25 protein-coding genes are annotated in these 26,408 nt (G+C 55.7%); 5 read left to right on the forward strand and 20 right to left on the reverse strand.

Features of this window, described 5'->3' with window-relative positions; all coding sequences use genetic code 11:
* Nucleotides 1-4 precede the first annotated feature (4 nt).
* From AC0L7R_RS13535 to scpA, 4 genes are read right to left on the reverse strand one after another with little or no spacing between them, the layout of a single operon-like run.
* Nucleotides 5-709, reverse strand: a complete 705-nt coding sequence (locus tag AC0L7R_RS13535; RefSeq protein ID WP_473657390.1) for a TerB family tellurite resistance protein — start codon at nucleotides 707-709, stop codon at nucleotides 5-7.
* 31 nt (nucleotides 710-740) lie between these two features.
* Nucleotides 741-1,217 (reverse strand): GNAT family N-acetyltransferase, encoded by a 477-nt coding sequence (locus AC0L7R_RS13540; RefSeq protein ID WP_473657391.1) that lies wholly within the window; start codon nucleotides 1,215-1,217, stop codon nucleotides 741-743.
* On the reverse strand, nucleotides 1,214-1,810 hold the full coding sequence (locus tag AC0L7R_RS13545) for a VOC family protein (protein WP_473657392.1): 597 nt from the start codon (nucleotides 1,808-1,810) through the stop codon (nucleotides 1,214-1,216). The genes AC0L7R_RS13540 and AC0L7R_RS13545 overlap by 4 nt, the downstream gene beginning before the upstream one ends.
* Nucleotides 1,811-3,937, reverse strand: a complete 2,127-nt coding sequence (gene scpA / locus AC0L7R_RS13550) for a methylmalonyl-CoA mutase (RefSeq protein WP_473657394.1) — start codon at nucleotides 3,935-3,937, stop codon at nucleotides 1,811-1,813.
* A gap of 89 nt (nucleotides 3,938-4,026) precedes the next feature.
* Here scpA and AC0L7R_RS13555 point away from each other — a divergent pair, with 89 nt between their 5' ends.
* Nucleotides 4,027-4,473, forward strand: a complete 447-nt coding sequence (locus tag AC0L7R_RS13555; protein ID WP_473657395.1) for a DUF4174 domain-containing protein — start codon at nucleotides 4,027-4,029, stop codon at nucleotides 4,471-4,473.
* Between the two features lie 13 nt (nucleotides 4,474-4,486).
* On the opposite strand, the gene AC0L7R_RS13560 is transcribed toward AC0L7R_RS13555, so the two are convergent.
* From AC0L7R_RS13560 to AC0L7R_RS13570, 3 genes are all read right to left on the reverse strand, one after another.
* Entirely contained in the window at nucleotides 4,487-6,484 is a 1,998-nt protein-coding gene (locus tag AC0L7R_RS13560) for an acetyl-CoA carboxylase biotin carboxylase subunit (protein WP_473657396.1), read from the reverse strand.
* A gap of 92 nt (nucleotides 6,485-6,576) precedes the next feature.
* Nucleotides 6,577-6,786: a hypothetical protein gene (locus tag AC0L7R_RS13565; protein ID WP_247125981.1), complete on the reverse strand. Its 210-nt coding sequence runs from the start codon at nucleotides 6,784-6,786 to the stop codon at nucleotides 6,577-6,579.
* Nucleotides 6,787-7,111: 325 nt separating this feature from the next.
* Entirely contained in the window at nucleotides 7,112-7,462 is a 351-nt protein-coding gene (locus tag AC0L7R_RS13570) for a hypothetical protein (RefSeq protein WP_247125979.1), read from the reverse strand.
* Between the two features lie 31 nt (nucleotides 7,463-7,493).
* Here AC0L7R_RS13570 and AC0L7R_RS13575 point away from each other — a divergent pair, with 31 nt between their 5' ends.
* Nucleotides 7,494-7,682: a hypothetical protein gene (locus AC0L7R_RS13575; RefSeq protein ID WP_247125978.1), complete on the forward strand. Its 189-nt coding sequence runs from the start codon at nucleotides 7,494-7,496 to the stop codon at nucleotides 7,680-7,682.
* A 105-nt stretch (nucleotides 7,683-7,787) separates the two neighbouring features.
* On the opposite strand, the gene AC0L7R_RS13580 is transcribed toward AC0L7R_RS13575, so the two are convergent.
* Nucleotides 7,788-8,174 (reverse strand): DUF6497 family protein, encoded by a 387-nt coding sequence (locus AC0L7R_RS13580; RefSeq protein ID WP_473657398.1) that lies wholly within the window; start codon nucleotides 8,172-8,174, stop codon nucleotides 7,788-7,790.
* Between the two features lie 72 nt (nucleotides 8,175-8,246).
* Nucleotides 8,247-9,776, reverse strand: a complete 1,530-nt coding sequence (locus AC0L7R_RS13585; protein WP_473657399.1) for a carboxyl transferase domain-containing protein — start codon at nucleotides 9,774-9,776, stop codon at nucleotides 8,247-8,249.
* 200 nt (nucleotides 9,777-9,976) lie between these two features.
* On the opposite strand from AC0L7R_RS13585, the gene AC0L7R_RS13590 reads away from it, so the two are divergent.
* Nucleotides 9,977-11,191 carry a multidrug effflux MFS transporter gene (locus AC0L7R_RS13590; RefSeq protein WP_348107602.1) on the forward strand — a complete coding sequence of 405 codons (1,215 nt, stop codon included), beginning with the start codon at nucleotides 9,977-9,979 and terminating at the stop codon, nucleotides 11,189-11,191.
* Nucleotides 11,192-11,248: 57 nt separating this feature from the next.
* A complete protein-coding gene (locus AC0L7R_RS13595; protein ID WP_348107601.1) occupies nucleotides 11,249-12,649 on the forward strand; it encodes a helix-turn-helix domain-containing protein in 1,401 nt (466 codons plus the stop codon).
* Here the strand turns inward: AC0L7R_RS13595 and betA are convergent.
* From betA to mgtE, 10 genes are all read right to left on the reverse strand, one after another.
* Nucleotides 12,646-14,304, reverse strand: coding sequence for a choline dehydrogenase (gene betA / locus AC0L7R_RS13600; protein WP_473657401.1), 1,659 nt, complete (start codon nucleotides 14,302-14,304; stop codon nucleotides 12,646-12,648). The two genes, AC0L7R_RS13595 and betA, sit on opposite strands and share 4 nt — an antisense overlap.
* Nucleotides 14,304-15,755 (reverse strand): betaine-aldehyde dehydrogenase, encoded by a 1,452-nt coding sequence (gene betB / locus AC0L7R_RS13605; RefSeq protein ID WP_473657402.1) that lies wholly within the window; start codon nucleotides 15,753-15,755, stop codon nucleotides 14,304-14,306. The genes betA and betB overlap by 1 nt, the downstream gene beginning before the upstream one ends.
* 45 nt (nucleotides 15,756-15,800) lie before the next feature.
* Entirely contained in the window at nucleotides 15,801-17,309 is a 1,509-nt protein-coding gene (gene betC, locus AC0L7R_RS13610; RefSeq protein WP_473657403.1) for a choline-sulfatase, read from the reverse strand.
* Entirely contained in the window at nucleotides 17,306-17,875 is a 570-nt protein-coding gene (gene betI / locus AC0L7R_RS13615; RefSeq protein ID WP_348107597.1) for a choline-binding transcriptional repressor BetI, read from the reverse strand. Before betI ends, betC begins: the two co-directional genes overlap by 4 nt.
* Before the next feature lie 105 nt (nucleotides 17,876-17,980).
* Nucleotides 17,981-18,874 (reverse strand): EamA family transporter, encoded by an 894-nt coding sequence (locus AC0L7R_RS13620; protein WP_473657404.1) that lies wholly within the window; start codon nucleotides 18,872-18,874, stop codon nucleotides 17,981-17,983.
* Between the two features lie 90 nt (nucleotides 18,875-18,964).
* A complete protein-coding gene (locus tag AC0L7R_RS13625; RefSeq protein WP_247125964.1) occupies nucleotides 18,965-19,714 on the reverse strand; it encodes a YebC/PmpR family DNA-binding transcriptional regulator in 750 nt (249 codons plus the stop codon).
* 145 nt (nucleotides 19,715-19,859) lie between these two features.
* The gene (locus AC0L7R_RS13630; protein WP_348107595.1) at nucleotides 19,860-21,641 is read right to left on the reverse strand and encodes an SLC13 family permease; all 1,782 of its coding nucleotides are present in this window, start codon (nucleotides 21,639-21,641) and stop codon (nucleotides 19,860-19,862) included.
* 59 nt (nucleotides 21,642-21,700) lie between these two features.
* Entirely contained in the window at nucleotides 21,701-22,516 is an 816-nt protein-coding gene (locus AC0L7R_RS13635) for a TIGR00282 family metallophosphoesterase (RefSeq protein ID WP_473657405.1), read from the reverse strand.
* A gap of 76 nt (nucleotides 22,517-22,592) precedes the next feature.
* Complete coding sequence (locus AC0L7R_RS13640; protein WP_473657406.1) at nucleotides 22,593-23,144, reverse strand: 5-formyltetrahydrofolate cyclo-ligase; 552 nt, start codon at nucleotides 23,142-23,144, stop codon at nucleotides 22,593-22,595.
* The gene (mgtE, locus tag AC0L7R_RS13645) at nucleotides 23,144-24,529 is read right to left on the reverse strand and encodes a magnesium transporter (RefSeq protein ID WP_473657407.1); all 1,386 of its coding nucleotides are present in this window, start codon (nucleotides 24,527-24,529) and stop codon (nucleotides 23,144-23,146) included. The genes AC0L7R_RS13640 and mgtE overlap by 1 nt, the downstream gene beginning before the upstream one ends.
* 99 nt (nucleotides 24,530-24,628) lie before the next feature.
* Here mgtE and guaD point away from each other — a divergent pair, with 99 nt between their 5' ends.
* Complete coding sequence (gene guaD / locus AC0L7R_RS13650) at nucleotides 24,629-25,918, forward strand: guanine deaminase (protein ID WP_473657408.1); 1,290 nt, start codon at nucleotides 24,629-24,631, stop codon at nucleotides 25,916-25,918.
* Here the strand turns inward: guaD and AC0L7R_RS13655 are convergent.
* Complete coding sequence (locus AC0L7R_RS13655; RefSeq protein WP_473657409.1) at nucleotides 25,915-26,406, reverse strand: CAP domain-containing protein; 492 nt, start codon at nucleotides 26,404-26,406, stop codon at nucleotides 25,915-25,917. The genes guaD and AC0L7R_RS13655 overlap by 4 nt on opposite strands.
* Between the last annotated feature and the right edge of the window lie 2 nt (nucleotides 26,407-26,408).

Raw genomic sequence — 26,408 nt, forward strand, 5'->3', positions numbered from 1 at the left:
TTGGTCATGCGGGCGTGAAATCGTCATGATTGGACCGCGCCGCGTTAATCTGTTCCCACGCTTTATTCACGGCAATGAGGCGCGCCTCAGCTAGTTTCACGGCCTCTTCCGGCACCCCGCGTGCGCGCAGCTGGTCTGGGTGGCTTTCGCGCACCAATTGGCGCCATGCCTTGCGCACGGCTGCCATGTCCGCGCCTGTAGGCACGCCCAAAACGTCATAGGGATCGCGATCAGCATCTGGCACGAATTGCGACCGAATGCGTGTAAATCTTTGGTGACTGAACCCGAAAATCCCAGCGACTTCTTCAAGGAAGATGTTTTCGTTCGGATGGTATTCGCCGTCCGCCAACGCGATGTGAAACAACCCTTCCATCAGATCGCAAAGCGGCGCGTCGTCTTGCGCATACATCGCTTTGATTCGGCGTGCGTAGTCGTCGAAACCGGTCACATCCTGCCGAGCGAGGTTGAAAACGCGGGCCGCTTTGGGCTCATCTTCGGGCGCGATGTGGAACACTTCGCGAAAGGCCGTGACCTCATCACGGGTCACGTGGCCGTCCGCTTTGGCCATTTTTGCCCCCAAAGCGATGACTGCGATGGTAAACGCCACCGATTTGTCCGGCGACGTCCGCAATCGATCAAACACAGCAGACAACCCTTCACCAGAGGTAAGGGCAGACAGCGCGTCAGCAATGCGGGACCAAATCGACATGACCCAAGTTTAGCGGTTTGTGCCCCGGATGTCAGAGCCGTTTTTGCATAAAAATGAGATCAAGCGATTTGCCCCACTTTTGCCCCGCGTCAGGCAGTCGCCCGACCTGCGTAAACCCGTTGGAAAGATGAAACTTGATCGCGGCATCATTGTCGCTGCTTACAGCACCGATGATCTGCTTTATCGTGTTAGAACGCGCGAGGTCGCAAAGGTCATTTAACAAAGCCCGCCCCGTGCCGTGCCCTTGCGCGACTTCGGACAAGGCAATCGAATATTCGGCGACATGCGCATAGCCGGGGCCAGTGCGGAAACTGAAATAACGCGCGTAGCCCGCAACATCGCCGTCGAAATCAACAACCAGGCAGGGTTGCGGCGGCGAAATTTCTGACGCGACCTGATCAACTGATTTTGTCACGGTCGTAAAGGTCGCAGTCGTATCGGTAATAATCTGGTTCATGATCTCCGCCACCATGGGCGCATCAGCGCGGGTAGCGGAGCGAATGATCACAGCACAACGGTCCCGTTTGGCGTCTCGAAGGTAGCTTTGAAACCGACCGGACCAGACTGAAACCGAACAACGTCAGTATCAAGGGTGACCGCCTCGCGCAGCCAATCGGCTTGCGGGTGCCACACCTCCCATTTGGTCAGGCGTACACCGCTGGCAGGCAATGATCCGGACGGCGGCGTAATCCCTGCCCCCCATTTCAAAAGCGATGGATACCCGCCTTGCATCGGTAGCGATCCATCATCCGGAACCGTCAGTTGCCAGTGCAAATCATCCCGTGTCAGCGCCACGGGCGGCCCTGTAATCGCTTGTGCATTTTCAACGTCATTACTGCGACAAATCCAATTGGCAAGGCGTGGCGGTCCGGTGAAATTGTCCAATTCGAACCAAGTTGGGCGATCAACGGGCGCGTCTGGGTTCTTTGCAATCACCTCTAGGTACAGCCCGTCATCCAAGCCCAGAAGCCGGTTGTGCGTCCCGAAATGCGCGTGCTGTCCGCCCGCCTGCAACTTAACGCCCAGCCGTTCTTCGGCCCACGCGACGCCCTGTGCAAGGTCAGTGCAGCCAATCGCGATATGATCAAGCTGGTAGGTCATCTAGCCCCGTGTTTCGCGGATAATGCCAAGAATATCTTCGGCGGCTTTCGGGATGTTCGTGCCCGGTCCAAAGATCGCTTTGACGCCACTGTCGTACAAGAACTGATAGTCCTGTTGCGGGATCACGCCACCGCAAATCACGATGATATCCTCGGCACCGGCTTCTTTCAGCGCCTCAACCAATTTCGGGGCCAGCGTTTTGTGTCCGGCGGCCTGCGAACTGATGCCGATCACATGCACGTCGTTGTCGATGGCGTCTTGGGCGGCTTCCGCAGGCGTCTGGAACAATGGCCCAACATCAACGTCAAAACCAATGTCGGCAAAGGCAGTCGCGATGACCTTTGCACCACGATCATGCCCATCCTGGCCCATTTTCACGACCAGCATGCGCGGGCGACGACCTTCTTCTTCTGCAAAGTCATCAACAGATTTCTGGATCGCGGCAAAACCTGCGTCACCTTCGTAGGCCGCACCATAAACGCCTGCCAATGTCTTCACCTCGGCGCGGTGACGCCCGAATACTTTTTCCATCGCCATTGAGATTTCTCCAACAGTTGCGCGTGCGCGAGATGCCGCGACCGCTGCCTCCAACAGATTGCCGCCTTCTTCCGCACGACGGCTCAGTTCGGCCAATGCAGCGTCACATGCCGCCTGATCACGCCCTGCCTTCGTTCGTTCGATCCGCGCGATTTGCGCATCCCGTACGGCGGCATTGTCGATATCGCGGATATCAATCGGGTCTTCGTTGTCTTTTCGGTATTTGTTCACCCCGACGATCACTTCGGTGCCACGGTCGATCATCGCTTGGCGTTTGGCAGCGGTTTCTTCGATCCGCAGTTTCGGCATGCCCGATGCGACGGCCTTGGTCATGCCGCCCATTTCTTCGACTTCCTCGATGATCGCCCATGCCTGTTCGGCCAATTCGTGCGTCATGCTTTCAACGTAGTAAGACCCTGCAAGTGGGTCGACGACATTGGTCACGCCGGTTTCTTCTTGCAAAATCAACTGCGTATTCCGCGCGATCCGGCTTGAAAAGTCGGTCGGCAAAGCAATGGCTTCGTCCAAGGCATTCGTGTGCAACGATTGCGTGCCGCCCAAGACCGCCGACATCGCTTCGTAAGCCGTGCGAATGACGTTATTGTACGGGTCTTGTTCCTGCAACGACACGCCAGACGTCTGGCAATGGGTCCGCAGCATAGACGATTTTTCGTTCTTCGGTTCAAATTCTGCCATAACGCGCGACCAAAGCAGACGCGCTGCCCGCAGTTTCGCAGCCTCCATGAAAAAGTTCATGCCGATGGCGAAAAAGAACGACAGACGCGGCGCGAATTTGTCCACGTCCATGCCCGCTGCAATCGCTGTGCGCACATATTCGCGACCGTCCGCGATTGTGAAGGCGAGTTCTTGGACAAGGTTCGCGCCCGCCTCTTGCATGTGGTAGCCCGAGATCGAGATCGAGTTAAACTTCGGCATCTCGTTGGCCGTATACTCAATAATATCCGCGATGATCCGCATCGATGCCTCGGGCGGATAGACGTAGGTATTGCGGACCATGAATTCCTTCAGAATGTCGTTCTGGATCGTACCAGCGAGCAGCGATTTATCGTGGCCTTGTTCTTCACCAGTCACGATGAAATTCGCCAAAATTGGAATAACTGCACCGTTCATCGTCATGGAAACACTGACTTTATCCAGCGGGATGCCGTCGAACAGAATTTTCATATCCTCGACGCTATCAATCGCCACGCCAGCCTTACCAACGTCACCTTCAACCCGTTCGTGGTCACTGTCGTAACCCCGGTGCGTCGCCAGATCGAACGCTACCGACACACCTTGCTGACCAGCCTCCAACGCCTTGCGGTAGAACGCGTTGGATTCCTCTGCTGTCGAAAAACCCGCGTACTGCCGGATCGTCCAAGGACGGCCCGCATACATCGTGGCCTTTACGCCGCGGGTGTAAGGCGCCTGCCCCGGAATCCCGCCCATATGTGGCAGATCAGCGGTATCATCAGCCGTATAAAGCGGCTGCACAGGAATGCCTTCCAACGTGTTCCACGTCAGGTCGTCCAGTGGTTTGCCGCGCAGTTCTTTCGCGGCGATTTCGGACCATTTGGCTTTATCTATCATGTCAGGCTCCGGTGTTGGGCGATAAGTTGGATGCAGGGTTAGCAATCCGCACAAATGCACCTATATCTTTTGGTATGAAGAGAATTTTGATGATTGCAGCGCTGATCGCAGCCCCATTTGCCGCCAGCGCTAATACGTTTGAGGCGTGGCAGGCAGACCCCGCAAAAGTGTTCGCCCCAGACGAGGTCGATCTCGACGATCTGCAGTGGCAATTGCGCGCACTTGTTGTGTTTGGCCAAGGCGAAAACGACCCGTTGTTCCGCGAACAAATGGAATTGATCACCGCGCGGATGGACGAACTGATCGAACGTGACGTGATCGTGATTGCCGACACCGATACCAGCACGCTAAGCGATTTGCGCCGAAAACTGCGCCCGCGTGCGTTCATGATGGTGTTGATGGACAAAGCCGGCCAAGTCGAATTGCGTAAACCGGCCCCTTGGGACGTGCGTGAATTGTCACGCTCCATCGACAAGATGCCGTTACGCCAGCAGGAAATCAGCGACCGGCGCACGGGGGCATTGCCCCCGTTATAGGGGATGGCGCGGATCACTCAAACTCCATGATCACGTCATCAACGGCAAGGTTGTCACCCGCCGCCGCATTGATTTTGGACACGACGCATTTCTTTTCGGCCCGCAGGATGTTTTCCATTTTCATGGCTTCCACGGTGCACAGCGCCTGACCTTCTTGGATTTCGTCACCAACTTCGACGTTCACCGTGACGATCAGACCCGGCATTGGGCACAACAACAATTTGGACGTATCCGCCGCAACCTTTTCCGGCATCAATGCGGCTAGTTCGGCCTGACGCGGTGTGTAGACGTTCACAGGCATATCTGCGCCGCGATACCGAATGCGGAAACCGCCCGGCAATTTGCTGATCTTCAACACCAACGGCTTTCCGTCGACCATCAACTTGGCCAGCGGCTGGCCCGGTGTCCAATCGCTTTCCACACGGAATACATCGTCGCCAATGCCGATGGTCGCACCATCTTTGTCAGCAGCGACAGTCGCTTCAAGCGATTGATCTTGCAAGCGAACAACCCAGTCACCGCCAACCACACGTTCGTGGTTGTCCATCCGGCCCGAAATACGTGACCGCCGGATTTCAGCGACACGGTGCATGGCAGCAGCGGCAGCGGCGATACGGTTGATGTCCTCATCCGGCAGCGTCACTCCTTCGAACCCTTCGGGATATTCTTCCTCGATGAACGCGGTGGTCATGTTGCCGGACGTAAATTTCGGATGGTCGTACACGGCGGCAAGGAATGGCAGGTTATGCCCGATGCCCTCAACCTCGAACGCATCCAGCGCAAGGCGCATTTCCTCAATCGCATCCGCGCGGTTCGGCGCCCAAGTGCATAGTTTCGCGATCATTGGATCGTAATACATGCTGATTTCGCCGCCCTCAAAGACGCCAGTGTCGTTGCGCACAGCGCGCGTCGGCGTGGCCTCTTCGGCAGGCGGGCGATAACGGGTCAAACGGCCAATCGACGGCAAGAACCCACGATACGGGTCTTCCGCATACAGACGGCTTTCCATCGCCCAGCCGTTGATTTTCAGATCTTCCTGCTTCATCGGCAGCGTTTCACCGTAAGCGACACGGATCATCTGTTCGACCAGATCAACGCCGGTAATCAGTTCAGTCACAGGGTGTTCCACCTGCAAACGTGTATTCATTTCAAGGAAATAGAAGTTACGGTCACCATCAACGATGAATTCCACAGTACCAGCAGAGGAATAATCAACGGCCTGCGCCAAAGCGACAGATTGCTTGCCCATGGCAGCACGTGTTTCTTCATCAAGAAACGGGCTTGGCGCCTCTTCAATGACTTTCTGGTTCCGACGCTGGATCGAACATTCACGCTCATGCAGGTAAACTCCGTTACCGTGTTTGTCGCAAAGCACCTGAATTTCGATGTGGCGCGGCTGTGTCACGAATTTCTCAATGAAAATACGGTCATCGCCGAATGAATTGGCCGCTTCGTTCTTAGACGACTGAAACCCTTCACGGGCTTCCTCATCATTCCACGCGATACGCATGCCCTTACCACCACCACCGGCAGAGGCTTTAATCATCACCGGATAGCCAACCTCATTCGAGATTTTCACTGCGTGTTCCGCGTCATCAATCAAACCCATGAAACCGGGCACAGTTGATACGTTCGCTTCTTTCGCCAGCTTCTTGGACGTAATCTTGTCGCCCATCGCTTCGATCGCGCCCTTTGGCGGCCCGATGAAAGCAACGCCAGCGGCCTCTAATGCTTCTGCAAACTTGGAGTTCTCGGAAAGGAACCCGTACCCCGGATGCACGGCTTCAGCACCAGTTTGCTTGATCGCATCCATGACCTTGTCGATCACGATGTAGGATTGGTTCGCAGGGGCCGGTCCGATATGCACCGCCTCATCCGCCATTTTCACATGCAACGCATTGCGATCCGCGTCCGAATAGATGGCGACCGTTTGGATACCCATCTTTTTAGCAGTCTTAATGACGCGGCAAGCAATTTCGCCACGGTTCGCGATGAGGATTTTCTTAAACATATGCGGTGTCCTTTGAACGCAAAACAGCCGCCAAGGACGGACCCTGACGGCTGTTCATGATAGTGTGACGCGCCAGAGTGGCGCGAAATGTCTTAGCGTGACGCGCGGCAGATGCCTGCGTCGTCGCACAGAAGGCCAGCTGCTGCGCCTGCAAGTGCTGTCGCTGTTTGGTCTGTGCCAAGCGCATCTGCAGCAACCGCACCAGCGGCTGCGCCAACAGCGCCACGCTGCAAATCTGTTTCCAAGCAACCCGCGAGAGCGAATGAAGCAGCTGCTGCGATGATCCAAGTTTTCTTAAGCATGTTTTTGTGCCTTTGTTTGAAATTTCAATAGCCAATAATTCGACTGTATTGGACGTAACAACAAGAGCAACCAAAAGGTTCCGGCATTTTTTTGCGCATACGTCAAAAAAAGAAACCGGCTGACCCTTTGCAGGGGCAGACCGGTAGGAGTGAGGGTCACGCACGAGACAGTAGGCTATTAGACGTGGGGTCCAACTATGCGTGCCCAATCGGTGACATGCCGCCCACAAACCTGCAAAGGTTTCTACAAAACCGAAACGCGGATGCGCTAAGTCTTGCTGAAATTGCAGGTCACTACGCGAATTCATGCCGAAACGTGCCATAACTACAGCCCCGGCACTTCGGGGAAACTGATCCGCGCACGTGCGGTATCGATCTGAAGCAACGCGTCATAACTTTGCGGATCAAACGGATCTTCAGCCGGAATAACCTCGCGCCCGAACAACCAACTTAGCCGTCCTGCATCCAGGTTTCCGCGCACGAACGGTTCGTCGCCAAACTGTTCCCAAAGCGCCTGCATGAACCCCGCATCAGCCCGCCTGTCCGCTGGTTTGCGGTCGGGATGCCGTGTGCGTTCCGTGATTTCGGTCGCGACACCGTCTTTGGTGCCGCGGCGAATGGTAAACTGAAAATCAGTACCGGGTAATCTTCCTGGGAAGCCGCGATGTTTTTCCATCACAGACCTGCCCGCGCGGATGCGCTAGTTGATGGGCGTGCTGACCGGTGCGCTGTGCAACGTGTCTGCGTTTGACGCGCCGATGCTTCCGAAGAATGCGGCGACTGCCATGAACGCCGCGACCATGAAGGTCTTGGTGCCAAATGCCATTGGGTTGTCCTGCTCTGCTCTGTTGGTGCCGGATCGTTCGATCTCATCCACCTGCCTGTCGATGGCATAGCAATAGCAGAACACGGTTGATCCCCAAAGAGGGCCGTTCCGAATTCGTTGATCTGTGTTTGGGGTGCATCAGCGGAATTCCCCCATTGGTGTGTTTGTTTCATTCTCAGAAATCCTCCCACATGCAGGCACCTGCCTGAATACTGAAAGGCTGGAAATACTGGACAACCTCAGGGCTGGCCACGCCAAACTCGACCTCGGACGCAGAAAGTGAAATCACCACGTCCCCATCCGTCCAACCGTTTTCGGCCAGCCCCGGCACGACGATCTTGTCACACAGATACTGTAGGTCAGGCACGACGTCCGTGAAGGTAGCCCCGTTTTCGATACCAATTTGCGGTGCCAAAAACCGGAACCGCGCGGTTTGATTAGCGGGCTCCAAGATCACATCGTAAAGCGCAATATCCAATCCCGACGGGACAGACACCTGCTGGGCGGCCCCAATGGACGCGGTCAGAACCAGCGCGATTGCGGCAAAACATCTTTTCATCATCACTGGCTCCTTTCTTTTCTTTTGGCTGCAAGTATCCCGGATGAGGCCGCAGGCCGAGGGCAGCGCCCTCTTCTACAACGGGATATTATCGTGCTTTTTCCACGGGTTCTTAGCTTGCTTGCCGCGCAGCGACGCAAAGGCCCGACAGACGCGTTTGCGTGTGGAATGCGGCATGATCACTTCGTCGATGAAGCCCTTTTCAGCGGCAACAAACGGGTTCGCAAAGCGGTCTTCGTAATCCTTTGTATGCTGCGCGATCTTGTCAGCATCTGCCAAATCGGCACGGTGAATAATCTCGGTCGCGCCCTTCGCCCCCATCACAGCGATTTCGGCTGTTGGCCACGCGTAGTTGAAATCGCCACGCAGGTGTTTGGACGCCATCACGTCATAGGCCCCACCGTAGGCCTTACGGGTGATGACAGTCACCTTCGGCACAGTCGCCTCACCATACGCGAACAGCAGCTTCGCGCCGTGTTTAATCACGCCGCCATATTCCTGTGACGTCCCCGGCAAGAAGCCCGGCACATCGACAAGCGTCAGAATAGGAATTTCAAACGCATCACAGAAACGCACAAAACGCGCCGCTTTACGCGAACTATCAATATCCAAACAACCGGCCAAAACCATCGGCTGGTTCGCGACGACACCAACCGTCTGGCCTTCCAGACGAATAAAGCCGGTCAGGATGTTCTTCGCATAATCTTCCTGAATTTCGTAGAAATCACCCTCGTCACCCAGCTTGGTGATCAGTTCCTTCATGTCATATGGCGTGTTCGCGTTGTCAGGGATCAGCGTATCAAGGCTGTCCTCTAACCGGTTCACGTCATCAAAGAACGGACGCACGGGCGCTTTCTGGCGATTGTTCAGCGGCAAGAAATCAACCAAACGACGCACTTCGATCAACGCCTCGACATCGTTTTCAAACGCGCCATCCGCAACCGAGGATTTCTTGGTGTGGGTCGATGCACCGCCAAGCTCTTCCGCAGTAACCACTTCGTTCGTTACTGTTTTCACAACATCAGGGCCGGTGACGAACATGTAAGACGTGTCTTTCACCATAAAGATGAAATCGGTCATGGCAGGCGAATAAACCGCACCACCTGCACAAGGCCCCATGATCACACTGATCTGTGGGACAACGCCGGACGCCATAATGTTGCGTTGGAAAACTTCAGCGTAACCGGCAAGCGACGCCACACCTTCTTGGATACGCGCGCCACCAGAATCGTTCAGGCCAATCACAGGCGCGCCGTTTTGCACGGCCATATCCATGATCTTACAAATCTTTTGCGCATGTGTTTCCGACAGCGATCCACCAAAAACAGTGAAATCCTGAGAGAACACATAAACCATACGGCCATTGATTGTGCCCCAACCGGTCACAACACCATCACCCGCAGGCCGTTGTTCTTCCATGCCAAAATCGGTGCAGCGATGTGCGACAAACATATCGAATTCTTCGAACGACCCATCATCCAGCAAAAGATCGATCCGCTCGCGCGCGGTCAGCTTGCCCTTGGCGTGCTGCGCCGCAATTCGTTTTTCACCACCACCCAAACGGGCCGTGTCGCGGCGATCTTGAAGCTCTTGCAGAATATCCATGGCGTGTCTCTTTTGCTGCGGTTCTGCAGACCCTAGGTCTAATCGGTAAATTTCTAAAGAACGAATGAGCAGATTTGCAAATAAACCAAGTTACCAAACTCTCGATTTGAATAATTGCAAACTTTATCTCTGCATTTTTGCACATAGCTGTCGCAGCGCCAGCCATGGACAGGCCAATACGACAGGCATAGGTCTTGGGCATGACAACGCTTCCGAATGTGCGCTTCTTATCTCGCACCACACCGCCTCACATCGTGACTCTTGTTTTACTCGCTGGCATCGGCGCGCTGAACATGTCGATCTTTTTGCCGTCGCTCAACGCCATGACGGATTACTTCGACACGACCTATGCCGTGATGCAGATTTCCCTGTCGGGGTATCTGGCGGCAACGGCGGCGCTGCAGATATTCATCGGGCCAATCTCGGATAAAGTTGGGCGACGCAAAGTTGTTTTGGTCGCGATCGGCATTTTCATCCTCGCCACAATCGGCGCTATGTTTGCACAATCTGTTGAGGTGTTTCTGGCTTTCCGGCTCTTGCAAGCCTCCGTCGCGACGTCGCTCGTCCTAAGCCGCACAATCGTGCGCGACATGGTCCCACAGGACCAAGCGGCCTCCATGATCGGCTATGTGACAATGGGGATGGCATTGGTTCCCATGTTCGGCCCAATGATTGGTGGCGTTCTGCAAGAACTTTTCGACTGGCACGCGACCTTTGCGTTTCTTGCACTCGCCGGGATCGGCGTTTTTGCATTGGCCTACTTCGATCTTGGCGAAACCGTGCAAGACGGCGGTATGGGTTTTGGCGAACAGATCAAAAGCTACCCCGCCCTATTCGCGTCACCGCGGTTCTGGGGCTACGCGCTGTGTGCGGCATTCGCGAGCGGCGCATTCTTTGCGCTCCTAGGTGGCGCATCATTCATCGCCAGCAGCGTCTTCAACCTGTCTCCCTTCTGGAGCGGCGTCGGCCTTGGCGCCCCCGCCATCGGCTACGCTGCGGGTAACTTCTTATCAGGTCGCTATTCCGTGCAACTCGGCATCAACAAAATGGCGTTGATCGGCACAATCGTTACCTTGGTCGGCATGGGCGCATCACTGGGTCTGTCGCTAGCTGGTTTCAATCATCCCCTTGCTTTCTTTGGCTTTTGTACATTCTTGGGCCTCGGCAACGGCATGTCGATGCCCAACGCAACGGCAGGCTTGTTGTCCGTGCGCCCCCGCCTTGCGGGCACCGCAAGCGGGTTGGGCGGTGCCATCATGGTTGGCGGCGGCGCGGCGTTATCGCAATTCGCTGGCGGCCTGTTAACCGTAGAAAGCGGCACGATCCCACTGCAATGGCTGATGTTCATCGTCTCCGCACTGGCAATGGTGTCGCTGTTGCTGGTCATGCAACGGACACGACAGATCAACGCTTGATTTGCAATATTTGCAGGCGCTATGACGGTGCCTAGCTAAATTGCAAAGGGCGGCATCATGGCGGTTCAGAAACTATACGCGGGCGCGAAGCTGCGCGAGCTACGTGGTCGCGTATCCCTGACGCAAAAAGCGTTTGCTGACAGGTTGGGGGTGTCCCTGCCGTATCTGAACCAAATGGAAAACAACAACCGGCCGGTCAGTACCGCGGTTGTTCTTGGTCTCGCACAGGAATTCGGATTTGATGTGACCGAACTACAGGCCGGCGACGAAGCCCGTCTTGTCAGCGATATGCGCGAAGCTTTGGCCGATCCCGTGTTCACAGGCCCTACCCCGCCACTTGTGGATTTGCGACTTGCGGCAGCAAACGCGCCCGCATTGGTCCGCGCGTTTTTGGACTTGCACACGGGCTATCGTCAAAGCCAGGAACGTCTCGCCTCGCTTGACGAAGCATTAGGCCGTGAAGACGCCAGACCCACCCCAAGCCCTTGGGAAGAGGTGCGCGACTTCTTTCACTATTGCGATAATTACATTGATCCGGTCGACCGCGCCGCTGAACGTTTTACGCAGACAATTCCGCCTGACGAAACGCTGATGCAAGCCACGACATCCGCATTGTCAAAGGCAGGTGTGCGGGTCAGGATCGAACCCGTCGATACGATAAGATCCTATGATGCCAGCACAAAAACGCTGACCCTGTCGCAGTTCGCACCAGCCGCGACACAAAGCTTTCAGCTTTTATTACAACTGGCGCTGCTCACCCGCAGCGACCTACTCGAAGCCACGCTCGATCTTGCACGTTTCCAATCTGACGCGGCTCGCAACATCGCCAAGGTCGGCTTGGCCAACTACTTTGCCGGGGCTGCGTTGATGCCCTACACTGCTTTCTTGGACGCAGCGCAAAACACCCGCCACGATCTGGAAATCCTGTCTGCACGATTTGGCGCATCGCTTGAACAAATCGCACATCGATTGTCCACGCTGCAACGACCCAACGCCAAAGGCATCCCGTTCTTCTTTGTGCGTGTTGATCAGGCAGGCACAATCACAAAACGGCATTCAGCCACGACATTGCAATTCGCACGTTACGGCGGCGCATGCCCGCTGTGGAACGTACACCGCGCGTTTGAAACCCAAGGTCAGTTTCTACGTCAATTGGCCGAAACGCCTGACGGGGCACGTTACTTTTGCCTCGCCCGCGACGTCAGTAAATCAGGTGGGTCCTACACGGCCCCCGTCCGCCGCTACGCCATCGGTTTAGGCTGCGAAGTCAAACATGCAGACGCCGTCGTCTATGCCGATCACATGAACACCAGCGCGCCAGAAGCCTACGAACCCATCGGAATTTCTTGCCGCATTTGCGAACGTAAAACCTGCCACCAACGCGCAGTCCCGCCGTTAGAACGAGAACTGCACGTTGATCCAAACCATCGCGGAATGCTCCCGTATCAGGTCGATTAACGCTGTTCGGTTGCCCACCGCGGATGAATCCACGGCTGGTCATTTGCTGGTGCAAGCGGCTGTTTTCCAAGCACAAAGTCAGCGATCTTTTCACCCACCATGATCGACGGCCCGTTCAAATTCCCGTTCGTAATCCGTGGGAAAATCGAACTATCAGCGACCCGCAATCCGTCAACGCCAATGACACGTCCTTCGGGATCGACAACCGCGTTCGGATCATCTGCCGCGCCCATTTTACACGTGCCACAAGGATGATACGCGCTTTCGACGTGCTCTTTGATGAAAGCGTCAAGCGCTTCGTCGCTTTGCGCATCTTCACCCGGTTGGATTTCCTTACCGCGATAAGGCGCAAATGCATCCTGTCCGAAAATTTCGCGCGTCAGGCGGATACAATTCCGGAAATCAGCCCAATCTGACGGATCAGACATGTAGTTGAACAGGATTTTCGGATTATCCTTCGGATCAGTCGACCGCAACGAAACATGCCCCCGCGAAACGGACCGCATTGGGCCGACATGGGCCTGATATCCGTGCCCTTCCGCGGCAACTTTTCCGTCGTAACGCACTGCAATTGGTAGGAAATGGTACTGAATATCCGGATACTTGACGCCTGCTTTTGACCGAATAAACGCGGCACTTTCGAACTGGTTCGATGTGCCAAGACCAGTTTTGCGGATCAACCATTCAAGACCAATCCGGCTTTTCCACAGCAACGTCCAATATTTGAACAAAGACACGGGGCGGATGGCGGCCTGCTGGATATAAAGTTCAAGATGGTCCTGCAGGTTTTGCCCCACACCGGGGCGATCTGCGACGACATCAATGCCGTGCTCAGCCAAATGCGCCGCTGGTCCAACGCCAGACAGCATCAACAGTTTTGGAGAGTTCAACGACGACGCAGCCACAATGACTTCGACATTAGCCTTGATGATTTGCGTCTGTCCTTTGATGTCGACTTCAACACCAACCGCTTTCCCATTTTCAATCACAACCCGTCGCGCGAAGGCGCGCACGAGGTTGCAATTGTCTTTTTTCAACGCGGGCCGCAGATAGGCGTTCGCAGCAGACCAACGCCGCCCCTTCCAGATCGTCGCATCGAACGGACCAAAGCCTTCTTGCTGTTCGCCGTTGTAATCGTCGGTCGTCTCATAGCCAGCTTGCTTGCCCGCCTCGACGAAAGCAAGCGTCAGCGGGTTCTTCCGCGGCCCGCGCGTCACATGCAAAGGACCGTCCTTACCGCGCCACGCCGGATCGCCACCGTGACCGCCCGAATGCCAGTTTTCCATACGCTTAAAGTAGGGCAGCACATCCGCGTACGACCACCCATGCGCGCCGCTTTCAGCCCAATGGTCGTAGTCCATCGCGTGACCGCGCACGTAGATCATACCGTTGATCGACGATGATCCACCGATGACTTTACCGCGTGGGGTGACAAGGGTCCGACCATCCAAATGTGGTTCAGGTTCGGTCTGTAAGCCCCAGTCATACATCGACATATTCATCGGATAGGACAAGGCGGCAGGCATCTGGATGAACGGACCACCGTCCCAACCGCCGTGTTCGATCACAAGCACATCTTTGCCCGCTTCGGCCAGTCTGTACGCCATCGCACAGCCAGCAGACCCCGCCCCGATGATTACATAATCCGCTTGCATCAGAATGGTGCCTCGACGTCTGTCATCGCTACATAAACGCCCTTTACCTGCGAATAATGGTCAATCGCTGCTTTCGAGTTTTCGCGCCCAACGCCGGACATTTTCATGCCGCCAAACGGCGCTTCGACCGGCGCGAGGTTATAAGTGTTAATGTAGCAGGTGCCTGCTTCAAACCCTGCGACCATCCGATGCGCACGCGTCAGATCTGAGGTAAAAACGCCAGCGGCCAAACCGAATTCGGTGTCATTAGCACGGCGCAGCACTTCTTCCTCGGTGTCGAAATCAAGAACGGACAGAACGGGCCCAAAGATTTCTTCGCGCGCGATGGTCATGTCATCAGTGACGTCGGCAAAGACCGTCGGTTCAATGAAAAACCCATCACGATCAACGCGTTTGCCACCAAAAGTGATCCGCGCGCCTTCTTCAACACCCTTCGCGATATAGCCTTCTACAATGTCGCGCTGGTTTTCCGACACCATAGGTCCGAAATTCGTATCGTGGTCCTGCGGGTCCCCCATCACAACACCACCAAGTCGTTCAGACATCCGTTTCAAAAACGCGTCCTTGATGCCTTTTTGTACGAATACGCGGGTGCCGTTGGAACAGACCTGCCCCGTCGAATAAAAGTTGCCAAGGATCGCGCCAGACACCGCGTTTTCCAAATCGGCGTCGTCAAAGATCACCAACGGGGATTTTCCGCCCAGTTCCATCGTGACGTGCTTCATGCCCGCGGCCGCAGCGGCGTAGACCTTTTTACCCGTCGGAACCGATCCCGTCAGGGACACTTTATCAACGCGCGGATCGGTCACCAGCGATGCACCAACAGCGCCAAGCCCTTGCACCACATTGTAAATCCCCGCAGGTGCGCCTGCTTCCATCAGGATTTCAGCGACTTTCAACGCAGACAATGGCGTGGTCTCAGATGGTTTGAACACCATCGCATTACCGCAGGCCAGCGCTGGTGCACCTTTCCAACAGGCGATTTGCGTTGGGTAGTTCCAAGCACCGATGCCAACGCAAACGCCAAGCGCTTCGCGGCGGGAATACACGAAATCTTCGCCCAATTGGATGTGTTCGCCCGTCAGGCTACCCGCCAAGCCACCGAAGTATTCCAATGCATCAGCGCCCGATGTCGCATCCGCAACGGATGTTTCTTGATAGGGTTTGCCCGTGTCGTAAGTTTCCAGCACGGACAGATCGTGATTACGTTCACGCATGATATCCGCAGCACGGCGCAGCACACGGCCACGTTCGGTGCCGGTCATCGCGGCCCAATCCTTTTGCGCGCGCTTCGCAGCGTCCAAGGCTTGGTTAATGATCGCAGGGGTCGCTGCATGCAGCTTTGCAATCACTTCGCCCGTTGCAGGGTAGATCACATCAAAGGCTTCGCCCGCTGTGTCTTCGATATACTGGCCATCAATAAAATGGCTGGCTTTAGGTTGTTGGTGCATAGGTCGGATACCTTCGGAAAGAGATGTCAGGACAGGTGAATGCGGTCATTCACCCCTTGGAAACCGTTGATTTTCTTCGAGAACATTCAGGTCCATGTGATTGCGCATGTACCGTTCGGACGCTTTTTGCAGCGGCTGGAAATCCCACGGGAAATAGGCGCCGTTGCGCAAGGATTCGTAGACGACCCAGCGGCCCGCTTGGGAATGCCGGACGTCCGCATCAAACGCGGCAAGATCCCAGCGCTTTTCAGCTTTGGCTTTGATCGTGGTTAACGTGCCTTGGTGATCAGGATGATCCGCAAGGTTCGTCAACTCATGCGGGTCGTTTTCCATGTCAAACAGCTGATCGGGATCAAGGCTGCACATGTTGAACTTCCACTTGCCATACCGCAGGGATACGACAGGCGCATAAGATGCCTCTGCCGCGTATTCCATCGCGACAGGTGTGTCGCGCGTGGCACCTTGGCCAAGCGGCTTGATGCTCTCGCCCTGCGTCCACGGCATCACCTCGGACATGTCGATGTTGGCCAAATCACATAGCGTCGGACAGACGTCGATGTTGGACACCGGCGTTGTGACAAGACCCGGTTCCATATCAGGACTACTGATCATCATCGGCACACGGGCAGACCCGTCGTAGAAGGACATTTTGAACCAAAGCCCGCGTTCGCCCAGCATATCGCCGTGGTCGGACACAAACAGGATCGTTGCTTCTTGCCGCGTATCTTCAAGCGTTTGCAGCAATTCACCAACCTTATCATCAAGGTAGGAAATATTCGCAAAATAGGCCCGCCGCGCCCGTTTGATCATGTCTTCCGTGATGTTGAAATTATCGCGGTCGTTCGCGTCAAGAATTCGCTGAGAATGCGCGTCCTGATCTTCGTACGGGATCGGCCCGATCTCTGGCATCAGGTGGTCGCAATCCTCGTAAAGGTCCCAGTATTTCTTGCGGGTCACGTACGGATCATGCGGATGTGTGAAGCTGACGGTCAGACACCACGGGCGGTCGTCATGCCCGCGGGAAAGGTCATACAGCTTACGGGTCGCGTGATACGCCACCTCGTCGTCGTACTCCATCTGGTTGCTGATTTCAGCAACGCCAGCACCCGTCACAGACCCCATGTTGTGATACCACCAGTCAATCCGCTCACCTGGTTTGCGGTAATCGGGCGTCCAACCAAAATCGGGTGGGTAGATGTCAGTCGTCAGGCGTTCTTCAAAACCATGCAACTGATCGGGACCAACAAAGTGCATCTTACCAGACAGACATGTCTGATAACCAGCACGGCGCAGGTGATGGGCATAGGTTGGCAAACTGGACGCAAATTCGGCGGCGTTATCGTACACACCCGTCCGCGATGGCAACTGACCTGTCATGAACGACGCACGCCCCGGCGCACACAGCGGGGACGCGGTGTAGCATTGTTGGAACCGTGTGGATTTTGCAGCCAGTTTTTTCATATTCGGCGCATGCAACCAGTCCGCAGGACCGTCGGGGAACAATGTCCCGTTCAGTTGGTCCACCATGATTATCAGGATATTTGGCTTGGTCATGCAGCACCTTTTGTTAAAGAGGAAAGTAGCGCCAAAGCTTGGCCTTCAGGGTTCGCGTCCGGCCCCGTTAGGGTCGCGCGGATATACAATCCGTCGATAAGCGCAGCCAACATATCGGCCGCCGCTTGAGGATCTTCGCACATCGGACGCAAGGCATCGGTCAGGTTTGACCGAAGTCGTTTTTGATAAATCCGCAGCAAATGCAAAGCGTCAGGGTTTGTCTGGGCCTGCGCGTAAAACGTCATCCACGCGCTGACCGTGGCAGGCGCAAAACAGGATGGCGCGAAGCTGGCACGGATGATCGCCTGTGCCCGCCCCGCAGGCGTCTTGGCCTTTGCCAGCTCAGCACGCACCTCTGCCCCGTATTCCGTCAGGATATGGCGCATGGCAGCAACGAAAATCTGGTCCTTGCCACCAAAGTAATGGTGGGCCAACGCGGACGACATGCCAGCACGCTTAGCAATCTTGCTAACCGTCACATCAAGCGATCCCGCCGCACCGATTTCAGCAATCGTCGCTTCGACCAAAGCGGCGCGTCTGATAGGTTCCATTCCGATTTTAGGCATTGAAGGCTCCTTTCCCGACCTCTCGCATTATTTTAATTGACTCGTCAATCAATAAAAAATCCGCGCGAAATGGGCTAAAGGCCCACATCGCAGGTTTTCATTGGATCAGAGTTTTGTCGCGGGGACTGACGGCGTCACGGATCGACGGGCGACGGCTTCACGCCATGTGATAAAGCTGACGGACGCCATGATGACCAAACCACCCACCACAACCCAGCCATCGACGGCTTCGTCGAAGACCAGAAACCCAAGCAAAACCGCCCAGATCAACTGTAGGAACGTGACAGGTTGCGTGACCGTCAATGGGGCTGCCGCAAAGGCCAATGTCATCGTGTAATGACCAGCGGTCGCAAAGCAGGCGACCAAAAACAGCCAGCCCAGTTGCGCCAGCGTCGGCGTGATCCAAACCGCAATCGCAAAAGGTGCCAGACCGATTGTCACGGTCACAGACAACATCCCGACGACAACAGCCGGAGAAACCTCGCCCGACAATTGTTTCGCAACGAGGTATCCGACCGCAAACAAAAGCGCTGTGCCGATCATGGCAATGTGCCCTTCTTCGACCGCTTTGATGCCCGGTCGCAAAATTATCATGGCGCCGATCAAGGCGATAATCACAGCCGCTAATCGGCGGGGCGGCAATTTCTCTTTCAAAAACAGGGTTGCACCGATCGTGACATAGATCGGGGAAAGATAGTTCATCGCGGTCACTTCAGCGATAGGAATGCGCGCCATGGCAAAGAACCACAGAATGACGGCAAGCGTATGCGCCACGCCGCGCATCGCGAACAGCTTCAGCTGACGACCAGTCAAACGTGCCGACAGAATGGGCCGGATCATCGGAATGAGGAAGACAAGACCAAGAACATAACGCAGAAACGCGCCTTGGGCGGCAGGCACGTCCGACCCGACGTGCTTCACAAGCGCCGTCACAGCCACAAAGTTGAGGCCGGTCATCACCATCCAAAAAATGCCAAGTGCGGGACGCGGGTTTGTCATGGCCTAGCGGTGACACCTGCCCCACCAAATGACAAGAGGCGAACCGATGACGGTTCGCCCCTAAATTTTCGGGATAGATCGTGGTCGCGCTTAGCTTTCAGCGTAGGCGGCCATAACTTCGTCAGACGCTTCAAAGTTGGTTGTGACGGTTTGCACATCGTCATCATCTTCGAGCGCTTCTACCAGCTTCATCAGCTTGGTCAGGCTTTCAAGGTCCAGATCAGTCTGGATATTCGGCTTCCAGATCAGTTTCGAACTTTCGCTTTCGCCCAAATCAGCTTCCAACGCGTTCGACACTTCGTGCAAATCGGTGTCGCCCGTGTAGATCACGTGGCCTTCTTCATCGCTTTCGACGTCTTCTGCGCCAGCTTCGAGGGCTGCCATCATCACAGTGTCCGCATCGCCAACTGACGCCGGATATGTCACCATGCCCTTACGGTCGAACATAAAGCCAACAGACCCCGTTTCGCCCAAGTTGCCGCCGTTTTTCGTGAACGTCGACCGTACCGTTGACGCGGTCCGGTTGCGGTTATCGGTCATCGCCTCGACAATCACGGCGACGCCGTTTGGACCGTAACCTTCGTAGCGGATTTCATCGTAGTTTTCCGCATCACCACCGGTGGCTTTGTTGATCGCGCGATCAATCACGTCCTTTGGCACAGAAACAGATTTCGCTTCTTTTACCGCCATCCGCAAACGCGGGTTCTTGTCCGGATCAGGGTCGCCCATTTTGGCGGCGACAGTGATTTCTTTACTCATTTTCGAGAACACCTTGGCGCGGATTTTGTCCTGACGCCCTTTACGGTGCTGAATATTCGCCCATTTGGAATGGCCTGCCATGGGAAATCCCCTTTGTCTTACCTGTCGGCTGTACTGTCATAAATCTGCGCCTCTATAGGGCACCGAAGGGGTGTGTTGCAACGTCAATGGGGGCTTTGCCCCCGCACTTGCGTGCTCCCCCAAGATATTTCAGGCCAAAAGAAGATCAGAGCGGCCAGATGAACGGGATTACAAAGGACACGATGGGCGCAAGCGACAGGTTCAGCGGCACCCCGAATTTAAGAAAGTCGCTGAATTTGTAGCCGCCAGGCCCGTAGACCAGCGTGTTGGTTTGATACCCGATGGGCGTCGCAAAACTGGCGGACGCTGCTACCATAACGGCGACCACAAGCGGGCGCGCGTCAACACCAAGCGCTGATGCCAAACCGATTGCGATGGGGGTCATCACAACCGCAACGGCATTGTTGCTGACTAATTCCGTCAGGAGACTGGACAGCAGGTAAACGGCCAACACTACAAAGAACGGCGGCAAGGCCAGCATGACAGGCGACAGCGAATCCGCGACGAGTTCGACCGCCCCAGAAGATTGCAGTGCAGCGCCAACCCCAAGCATCGCGAAAATCAGCGCAAGCAGGCGACCATCCACGTAAGAAAACGCTTCTTCGGCATCGATGCAGCCGGTCATCAAAACAATCGTTACGCCGATCATCGCCAGCATCAAAATCGGCGCCACATTCATTGCGGCAAGCACAACAACACCCGCAAGCACAGCCATTGCGATCCATGATTTTTCACGCCGGAAAGCCCGCGCCGATGGTTTAGAAACGTCACCAAGATTCATGTCGTCAGACAGGCGTTGGATATCCTCTGGCGATCCTTCAAGCAAAAGTGTGTCGCCAACTTTGACAACGATATCATCAATTTGGCGATTGATGTTCGCATCACGACGATGGACCGCCAGCGTATAGACCGCATAGCGACGCCGCAGCCGCAGGGAAGCCAAGGTGCGCCCGACCATCCGGCAGTTTGGCGTGATCAGCACTTCAACCGTCGTGGTTTCCACCGCGGACAACTGGTCGACACGGCGCAGATCCTTCGTGGCCTGCAATGACAAAAGTTCCGTCATCGCAGTACGAAGGATCACACGATCCCCGATTTGAAGTTCCACATCGTCCATATTGCGCCGGAGCGACGCGTCGCCACGGACGATATCTATCAGACGCACACCGTCCCGTTGGAACAGTTTTACGTCCGTGGCTTGGCGACCGATCAGGTTGCTATCGGGTGGAATAATGGCTTCCGTAAAGAACCGCATCTTCGACCGGTCGGACAGCATTTGCCCCATCGACGCACGTTCTGGCAACAAACGCGGCCCCGCAAAATAAAGATAGATGAACGTCCAAGTCACGACGACCAATCCGATTGGCGTGATTTCGAGAATGCTGAACGGCTCCAGCCCAGACGCACGTGCAACACCATCGACAAGCAGGTTGGTCGATGTCCCAAGCAACGTCATGGTCCCGCCTACAATCGCAGCATAACTCAGCGGGATCAGCAACTTAGACGCCGTTGTCCCCAAGGTTCGCGCAAGCTGGATAAAAACAGGGATCATGACAACGACAAGCGGCGTGTTGTTCATAATCGCGCTCGCAAAGGCCACAAATACCAATGACCCCGCAATCGCGCGGGCCGGATTGATTTTGGCTTGCCGTTCCGCAATTTCGGTCAGCGCATTCAGCGCCCCTGTACGGACCAAAGCGCCCACGATGATGAACATCGCGGCGATCGTCCAAGGGGCCGGATTGGCCAAGGCGTTCACCGCATCGTCGTAGGACAAAACTCCGGCAACCAATAGGATCGACACACCGATCATGGCCACGACTTCGGTCGGATACACCTCTTTGAGGAACATCCCGAACATGCCGACGACGACAGCCAACGTCAAAAGGGCGGCCTGCGTATCGGATAGGAAGGAAAAGTCGGTCATGATGATGCCCTATGGTCGCTTCACAGTGTTACGCTTTGCGCACAGGCTTGCAAGCGTCGTCAGGCAGGTCCTGCTTGGGCAAGCCGTCCACCTTGGCGCACCATTTCAACGCGCGTGGCCTTGCCTGTCAGATCATCCGTTTCGACATATAGCCCGCTCAGCGTCGCCTCGCCCGCCGCAGGGGTGAACCGCGCCTTGGGCATGCCCGTGATAAAGCGACGAAGCGGTTCTTCTTTCTCCATGCCGATCACGGAATCATAATCGCCACACATGCCCGCATCCGACAAATACGCAGTCCCACGCGGCAAGATCATCGCGTCAGCCGTCGGCACATGCGTATGCGTGCCCACGACGATGCTGGCACGACCATCGCAGAAATGACCAACGGCCATCTTTTCCGATGTCGCTTCGCAGTGGATATCAACAAGGCTGGCTTGAACCTGACCGCCAATCGGATACTGGCGCAGCGTCGCATCAAGGGCAGAAAACGGGTCATCAAAGGGGCGTTTCATGAAAACTTGGCCCAAGACCTGCGTGACCAACACTTTGCGACCACGGGTGGCTTCGAACACGCGCGCGCCAATGCCCGGTGCCTTTTTCGAGAAATTCATCGGACGGATGATCCGTGCTTCTTTCTCGATATAAGTCAGCATGTCCTTTTGATCGAAGGCATGATCGCCCAAGGTCACAACATCTGCACCAGCCGCAAAAATCAGTTCAGCATGCGCGCCAGATAGGCCCATGCCAGAAGTCGCATTTTCGCCGTTCACAACAACAAAATCGAGCGCCCATTCCGCCCGCAAACGTGGCAGATGTTCAGTGATGGCCGCACGGCCCGCGCGACCCATAACGTCGCCAAGAAACAGTATTTTCATAGCACTGCCTTATGGGCTAGAGATCGAATTTTCTAGGAAATTCGTACGCTTTTCCGCGAAAAATCAGCCTGCGTGACTAGGGTTGGATCACACCACCTTCAGTCACAATCAAATCCAGCGGCTGGTCCGTGGCTTCCAACGGCAAATCATCCGCCTCTTGATCCGCGTAGGCAAAGCCAATCGCAAGTGTGGGCTGTTTTGCCCGCAGTTGTTCCAGCGTCCGGTCATAAAAACCGCCACCATATCCCAAACGCCCGCCGGCCCTATCGAAAGCCACCAGCGGCACAATCACAATTTCAGGCGTGATCCAGTCACCCGTTTCAGGAATTGCAGCACCAAATGCGCCCGGCACCATGACACTATCCGGCGTCCATTGCCGGAACTTCAGCGGTTCCCCCGCGCCGATAATCACCGGAACGCCGACGGGTCCATGTGCGGCGGCCTCTTCCATCGCAGCACTTGGGTCAATTTCAGTCCGCATCGCCATATAACCGGCGACAGGCACACCGCGGTAGCCCGCCAAAACCTCGGACAGATATCCAGCCGTGCCCTGCCCCAGATCATGTGCGATCTTACGACGGGCAAAGGCGGCTTTGCGTGCTTGCGCTTTTACGTCCGACAGATTCATTACAACAACCACATCGCAGCCAGCCCCAAAAAGGCAAAGAAACCAACAACATCCGTCACCGTCGTCACAAAGGCACCGGACGCCAGCGCGGGATCGACCCCTACTTTTTCCAACACCACGGGGACCATCGTGCCGGCTAAGCCTGCCACGATTAAGTTAATCACCATCGCCGCTGCAATCACGACACCCAACATCGGCGTGCCAAACCAAACCGCTCCAATTACGCCCATCACGACCGCAAAAATCGCGCCATTGATCAGGCCGACCAACGCTTCGCGGCGGATAACACGCCACACGTTTGAACTGGTCAAGTCTCGCGTCGCAAGTGCGCGCACAGCCACCGTCAACGATTGCGTACCAGCGTTCCCGCCCATCGACGCCACGATGGGCATCAGGACAGCCAGCGCCACAGATTGCTGCAACGTGCCTTCGAACAACGAAATCACCAGCGACGCAAAAATCGCGGTCACAAGGTTAACAGCCAGCCACGGAAAGCGCTGTTTCGTGGTGTCGATCACCCTGTCAGACAAGCTGCCTTCGCCAACGCCGGCCAAGCGCATCAAATCTTCTTCGGCCTCTTCTTCGATAAAGGCCATCGCGTCATCAATCGTGATCACGCCGACGATCCGGTCGTCATCATCCACCACTGGGGCCGTGATCATGTGGTAGTGGTTGATCGCATTCGCGACCTCTTCCACGTCTTGGTTCACGTTGAAGGTGCGGAAACTATCCTCTGCGATATCAAGCAGTTTCACGTCGCGGCGTGTCGACAAAATCCGGCCAAGCGTCACATATCCAACCGCCTTCATCCGCGGATCAACAAGGATCAGATGATAGAACTGGTCCGGCAAAGTGTTGTCGTCGGATCGCAGGTAATCAATCGCCTCGCCTACATTCCAATGGGTCGGCGCGCGCACCAATTCCACCTGCATGTGACGACCAGCGGATTCTTCTGGATAGGCCAACGCCTTTTCGACCGCGACACGATCAGGGGCGTCCAGCGCACCCAGAACGGCTTCTTGTTGCTCAGACCCCAAATCTTCGACCAGATCAACAACGTCATCGCTGTCCAACTCGCGCACCGCTTCGACCAATTCGGCGGGTGCCAGGCTGTCGATCACCTCTTCGCGTAGGTTTTCGTCCAGTTCTGACAGCACTTCACCGTCAAGCCCACCCTTCCAAAGCGTAAGCAATTCGGTCCGGCGGCGGCCGTCGATCACTTCGATCAAATGCGCGATGTCGGCAGGGTGGACGTCTTCCAACATGCCGTCCAACGCGACGGAATCGTGGTTTTCAATCGCTTCAAGAACTTCGTCGACGAATAAGTCGTTGATACCGAATGCTTCGTCTTCGGCGTCTGGCGTGAATTGGTCTGAGTCTGTCATGCCCGCCTCCTGCATATGTTCGCAACATAGTGGAACGCCAAACGTTCACAATGGGTTTCACCGATTTACGTCCGCTGATTTCGGTCGTAGGTCAGTGGCATGAAACAATATCTTCTTCTTGGACAAACACTATCGTTCTCGGGCAATCCATTGCTGACGCCGTGGGAAAATGTGACGCATCACAATAGCGCAGGCGGTGTGCTGATCACTGGTGAGCAGATTACGGCAGTGGACAATGCCGACACGCTGAAACGCGCCCATCCCGACGCTACAATTGTTGATTATGGCGACGCGTTGATCCACGCTGGATTTGTCGATGCGCACATGCATTATCCGCAAACGCGGATGATCGCGAGCTGGGGCAAACAACTTATCGATTGGCTCAACACCTACACATTTCCAGAAGAATCCCGCTTTGGTGATCGCGCTTATGCCGATGCCGTGGCCGCCGATACGCTTGATCTGGCGCTGGCGCACGGCACCACAACGCTGACCAGTTTCTGCACCATTCATCCTGAAAGCGTCGACACATTCTTTGGGGCCGCTGCCCAACGCAACATGGCCGTGGTCGCAGGTAAAACCTGCATGGATCGCAACGCGCCTGACACGTTGGTCGACACGGTGCAGTCAGCCTATGACGACAGTAAATTGCTGCTGGAAAAGTGGCACGGCACAGGTCGCGCGACGTACGCGATCACGCCACGCTTTTCACCGACATCAACACCCGATCAATTGCAGGCGTTAGGCGATCTGTGGGCAGAAAACCCTGACTGCCTGATGCAAACACATCTCAGCGAACAACTGCCTGAAATCGCGTGGGTCAAGGATCTGTATCCATCGTCACGCGACTACCTTGATACCTACGAAACACACGGTCTGTTGGGCGCAAAGGGGCTTTACGGCCATTCAATCTACCTTGAACCGCGAGAAATTGATCGCTTGGCAGAGGTTGGCGCAGCCGTCGTCCACTGTCCGACATCGAATACCTTTATCGGATCGGGCCTATGCGATGTGCTTGGCTTGGCCCGCGCGGGCGTGAAGATGGGGCTGGCAACTGACACAGGGGGCGGGTCATCATTTTCGATGCTCCGCACGATGGCCGCGGCCTACGAAATCGGCCAGTTGCGCGGCGACGTCTTGCATGCTGCCCAATTGATGTGGTTAGCGACCGAAGGATCGGCGGCGACGCTGCATCAATCAGGTGAGATCGGGCACCTCGGGACAGGTGCCATGGCCGATATCACCGTACTTGACCTTGCCGCGACCCCGCTGATCGCCCAACGGGTCAAATCAGCGGAAAACGTTTGGGATCAGCTATTTCCGACCATCATGATGGGGGACGACCGGTCCATCAAAGATGTATGGGTGGCAGGTTCACGCGTGACTTAACAAGACAACGCGAAGACAAGCGTCCAGTAATCCCCTGCCCGACCAATACCATAGCTGGCGTAGTTGCGGTTCAACATGTTGCGGCGATGGCCTGGCGAATTCATCCAAGCAGCGATCGCTTCTTCGACAGATTTCTGGCCTTGCGCGATGTTTTCGCCGATCCCACACCGCGTGACACCCGCACGATGCACACGGCCCTGTGCCCGCAGGCCATTGCGATCTTCGTGGGAAACGTAGTTATACGCGCGCATATCGACACTATGCGCCAATGCGGACGCATCTAGCCCCGCATTAGACCGCAACGGCGGCAACCCATTTTGGGCCCGCAACGCTGCAAATTGACGATCAAACGCGGCAATCGCGGGGGCGGTTGCGGCCAACGGTGCTTCGCTCGGGCGATACGACCCCGAGGATACGGTCACGGGAACAGGCACAATAATGCAGCCCATCAAAGAGGCGCACAGGCCCATCATCATCAAAATTCGCATAA

It is taken from the genome of Yoonia sp. D2-7 (assembly GCF_055809435.1).